This is a genomic window from Ectobacillus sp. (genome assembly GCF_056992975.1).
The window spans coordinates 1-4,481 of record NZ_JBXKMX010000127.1 but is presented as its reverse complement, the minus strand read 5'-3'; the positions used below and the strand labels follow the sequence as shown (position 1 = coordinate 4,481).

The window sequence follows — 4,481 nt, the reverse complement described above, 5'->3', positions numbered from 1 at the left end:
TGGTATGCGGTATGCGATTCTTTTAAGTGAACGTATTTATCAAACGGATTTAAACTATAGTGAATTAGATGGTCTCTTTGCTTCCTACGGCTATCCAACCATGCCAAAGCATTTACAAGTAGAACCTTTAGTTGAGAAAATGAAGTTGGATAAGAAGTCTAATAGTGGAATCATTCGAATGGTCTTACTTCGTGAAATTGGAACAGTCGAAGTAGTCTCAGTAAATGATGAAGTGGTTATAAATGTACTTCAAGAGTTTATAGAGCGGGAAAGTTTAAAATAAGTATAGAAGAACGTATGGCAGTAAGGAGAATCATATGGATTATCAAAAATTAGAAGATAATGAAGCGATTTTATCCTTATTAGAATAAGTGCTTAAAGAATCGAAAGTAAAAGTTCGTTCTTTATGATTTAAATTGGAAGAAAAACATGATATGATAAAGAATCTTCTCGTTAGGAGGAGATTCTTTTTTTGTGAGAATGAAAATTACTTGTACATAAATGTATCTATATTTGCATTGTGTTTGCTACGATGAGAAAATAGAGAGAGGTATACCAAAAAGGAGTTAAGACAAATGAATATGTTACAAGAAGCTGTACAATATATTGAGCAAGGAAAAACAGAAGAAGGATTACAATTATTACAACAAGTTGCAAAGCAGGGTACGGATGAAGAAAAGTACGAAGTTGCACACTATTATCATACACTTGGATTTTTAGAACAAGCGCTTGTTATAATGGAAGACTTATGTTTGCTCTATCCAGACGAAAGTGAATTAATCCTCTTTCAAGCTGAGTTATATATTGATTTCGATCGGGAAGATGAAGCTATTGAAATATTAAATGATATACATCAGGATGATGATTTGTATGTACAGGGCTTATTACTTTTAGCTGATTTATATCAAGCACAAGGACTAGATGAAGTAGCGGAACAAAAATTATTGTTAGCACGTGAAGAATTGCCGGATGAGCCAATTATTTTATTTGGTCTAGGTGAATTTTATAGCAGTCGTGGTGATTTTGCTAAGGCACTGCCATATTATGAAGAATTAGTAGAACAACAAGATGAAATTGGTGATGTACACATCCCACTTCGAATTGCAGAAGCGTTAAGCTCACTCGGACAATGGGAGGAAGCACTTCCTTATTATGAAAGTGGGTTAGAGAAGCATAAAGATATTCATACCCTTTTTGGCTATGCATTTACGATGTTTCAAGCAGGCTTACATCAGCGTGCCATTCCAGTATTTTTAGAACTGAAAGAACTGGATCCACACTATACATCTTTACATGTTTATTTAGCTGAGTGTTATGAAGAAGAAGGTATGTTACAGGAAAGTTATGATACGCTAAAGGAAGGATTGAAATCCGATTCTTTCTCAGTGGGATATCATATAAAACTAGCAGATGCGGCGGCTAGTCTTGGTATGATGGACGAAGCAGAGGCAGCTCTTTTAGAAGCACTTGCTCTTGATCCTGGTCATTTAGAGGCAGTATTAAAATACATTCATATTCTAAAGCATGCAGAAAAATATGACGATATCGTCATTGCTATTGTTACGGCAAATGAAAATGGGGAAGATGATCCCCAATTATTATGGGATTTAGCATTTGCTAAGAAACAATTAGAACAGTATTCGGATGCATTAAATGCTTACCAAGAAGCATATACTTCTTTTAAGGATAATCTTACCTTCTTAGAAGAATACGGCCATTTTTTATTAGAAGAAGGGCTGAGACAGCAGGCGAGGGATGTGTTTACAAGGTTGCTTGAGTTAGACCGAACGCAAACACATATTGAAGAACTTTTATTTAATTTAGAGGATTTGCAGTGATTAGAAGGAAACGAGAGCATGCTTCTTGAATGTTAGTAAAAAAGAAAAGAAAGGCAGAGGAGGGTTGATACGAGATGAATACCCCTGTTTCTGTGAATGAGAAGAAGGATTTTGTCAAATGGTTTTTGGGCAACTACCAGCTTAAGCAGCGGGAGTGTGTTTGGATTTTGAATTATTTGATGAGTCATGATCAGCTAATGAAGAAGGTACACTTTGTTGAGCACGCGAAGTATTGTCCACGAGGTATTGTCATGTCAACAAGCTGTGTTAAGGAAACACCATTTTGCTTTTATAAGCAGAATGTGATGACGACGGACGCTGAGAAATCGTTTCATGACATACGACTTAACCGGGATGAGGATATTTATATTCAGTTGAATTTTAAATTTTCTTTTCAAACTTCCAACTACGTTGCAGTATTGGAAGAAAATCCGTATCTTCCAAAAAGTTTAGAAATCAATGAGAAGGATCGACTACTTGCGGAAAGATTTTTAGAAGAGAGTATTTTTAGCTTTACTCGTGATAAATTGCTTAAGAAAATTGACGAGGCCCTTGATAGACAAGATCGGGATGAATTTGAAAAACTTACTGCACAGCTAAAAGAATTATAAACATAAATTAGCATCAGTGGGAATAAAATCCCACTGATGTACTCTATACCATTCACTTCAAAAAAACCTCTATATGAATGAGCTACTACATTCCTTCTGATATTTACCTTTTATCCAAGTATATGAATTTACACTACCTAACTGACAGCTGTCCTTTGTAAAGTAGAATTACTTCCTATTTTTTTATGAAATTTTTTACGTAGGGGGGATGATCATGAGTGAATCCGATCGCAAGGTTACACGTCGTCAGTTTCTTACCTATACACTTACAGGAGTAGGTGGATTTATGGCGGCTAGCATGTTGATGCCTATGGTTCGTGCTGCGTTAGACCCTATTTTAAAGCAGGAAGCTGGAACAGACATGGTTGCGGTTGCGAGAACTTCTGATATTACCAATGATCCGAAACGCTTTGATTTTAAAATAAAGCAAGTAGACGCATGGTATAAGTCAGACGAGCCTAAGTCAGCATGGGTATATAAAAATGAAAGCGGAGACATTGTAGCATTATCACCTGTATGCAAACATTTAGGATGCACAGTAAACTGGAACGGAGATACCGCCCATCCAAACCAATATTTCTGTCCTTGTCATGGTGGTCGTTATGAGAAGAGTGGTATAAATATCCCAAATACACCTCCTCTAGCTCCGTTAGATGTGTATGATTCCATGGTGAAGGATGGAACGTTGTATCTGGGAAAGGCGAAGCCGCATGGAGGTGGCAAGTAAATGCTTAATAAAATTTACGACTGGATTGATGAACGTTTGGATGTAACGCCTTTATGGCGGGATATTGCTGATCACGAAGTACCAGAACATGTAAATCCTGCTCATCATTTCTCAGCATTCGTATACTGTTTTGGCGGTCTTACCTTTTTCGTAACAGTCATCCAAATTCTCTCTGGTATGTTTTTAACGATGTATTATGTGCCAGATATAAAAAATGCGTGGGAGTCCGTCTACTATTTGCAAAATGAAGTTGCGTATGGACAAATTGTTCGCGGTATGCATCATTGGGGTGCTAGCTTAGTTATTGTTATGATGTTTTTGCATACACTTCGCGTATTCTTTCAGGGAGCATACAAGAAACCTCGTGAACTAAACTGGATTGTCGGGGTACTCATATTCGGAGTAATGATGGGACTTGGCTTTACTGGCTACTTGCTTCCTATGGATATGAAAGCCCTTTTTGCAACAAAAGTAGGTTTACAGATTGCTCAGCAAACCCCATTAATTGGACCGTATGTGAAAACTCTATTGGCTGGTCATTCTGAAATTGTCGGGGCACAAACATTAACACGTTTTTTTGCCATTCATGTTTTTTTCTTACCTGGTGCATTACTTGGACTAATGGGAGCTCACTTTTTAATTATTCGAAAGCAAGGAATTTCAGGTCCACTTTAAGAGAGAAGCATGAGGGAGGGAGATTATGCATCGCGGCAAAGGCATGAAGTTTGTAGGTGATTCACGCGTGCCAGCTACTCGAAAGCCAAACATTCCGAAGGATTATTCTGAATATCCGGGCAAGACAGAAGCATTTTGGCCTAACTTTCTTTTAAAAGAATGGATGGTAGGTGCAGTGTTTTTAGTTGGGTTTTTATGCTTAACAGTGGCAGAACCATCCCCCCTAGAAAGAGCAGCTGATCCAACAGATGCGAGTTACATACCGTTACCAGATTGGTATTTCTTATTTTTATATCAACTATTAAAATATTCGTATGCATCTGGTCCTTATACGGCGATTGGTGCCTTTATTATACCAGGAATTGCAGGCGGGGCTTTACTACTCGCTCCGTTTCTTGATCGAGGAACAGAGAGGCGCCCGCATAAGCGTCCTTTAGCGACAGGATTTATGCTTCTTGCACTTTGTTCCATCGTTTTTCTAACCTATGAATCGGTTGCAAATCATAATTGGGCAGCAGCAAAAAAGCAAGGTGCCATTATCAAAACTGTAGAAGTAGACAAAAATGCAGATGGCTATAAACTGATGCAACAAAATACGTGTTTAACGTGTCACGGAGAAAACTTACAAGG

5 protein-coding genes and 1 pseudogene are annotated in these 4,481 nt (G+C 37.8%); all 6 read left to right on the top strand.

Annotation, left to right across the window (positions count from 1 at the left end; all coding sequences use genetic code 11):
* Positions 1 to 283: pseudogene (locus AC11ZT_RS06435) on the top strand (3-dehydroquinate synthase); the annotation flags it as partial.
* 292 nt (positions 284 to 575) lie between these two features.
* Positions 576 to 1,838 (top strand): tetratricopeptide repeat protein, encoded by a 1,263-nt coding sequence (locus AC11ZT_RS06430; RefSeq protein WP_484058806.1) that lies wholly within the window; start codon positions 576 to 578, stop codon positions 1,836 to 1,838.
* Positions 1,839 to 1,912: 74 nt separating this feature from the next.
* Positions 1,913 to 2,449, top strand: coding sequence for a ReoY family proteolytic degradation factor (locus AC11ZT_RS06425; RefSeq protein ID WP_484058805.1), 537 nt, complete (start codon positions 1,913 to 1,915; stop codon positions 2,447 to 2,449).
* Between the two features lie 214 nt (positions 2,450 to 2,663).
* Positions 2,664 to 3,176, top strand: a complete 513-nt coding sequence (locus AC11ZT_RS06420; RefSeq protein WP_484058804.1) for a Rieske (2Fe-2S) protein — start codon at positions 2,664 to 2,666, stop codon at positions 3,174 to 3,176.
* Positions 3,177 to 3,851: a menaquinol-cytochrome c reductase cytochrome b subunit gene (gene qcrB, locus AC11ZT_RS06415; protein WP_484058803.1), complete on the top strand. Its 675-nt coding sequence runs from the start codon at positions 3,177 to 3,179 to the stop codon at positions 3,849 to 3,851.
* A 25-nt stretch (positions 3,852 to 3,876) separates the two neighbouring features.
* Positions 3,877 to 4,481, top strand: a 605-nt coding sequence (locus AC11ZT_RS06410) for a menaquinol-cytochrome c reductase cytochrome b/c subunit (protein ID WP_484058802.1), incomplete at its 3' end; no start/stop codon positions are given.

Excerpts from the sequence above, each read along its gene's own strand:
- AC11ZT_RS06430 (WP_484058806.1), top strand. The coding sequence starts at position 576 with ATGAATATGTTACAAGAAGCTGTACAATATATTGAGCAAGGAAAAACA.
- AC11ZT_RS06425 (WP_484058805.1), top strand. The coding sequence starts at position 1,913 with ATGAATACCCCTGTTTCTGTGAATGAGAAGAAGGATTTTGTCAAATGG.
- AC11ZT_RS06420 (WP_484058804.1), top strand. The coding sequence starts at position 2,664 with ATGAGTGAATCCGATCGCAAGGTTACACGTCGTCAGTTTCTTACCTAT.
- qcrB (WP_484058803.1), top strand. The coding sequence starts at position 3,177 with ATGCTTAATAAAATTTACGACTGGATTGATGAACGTTTGGATGTAACG.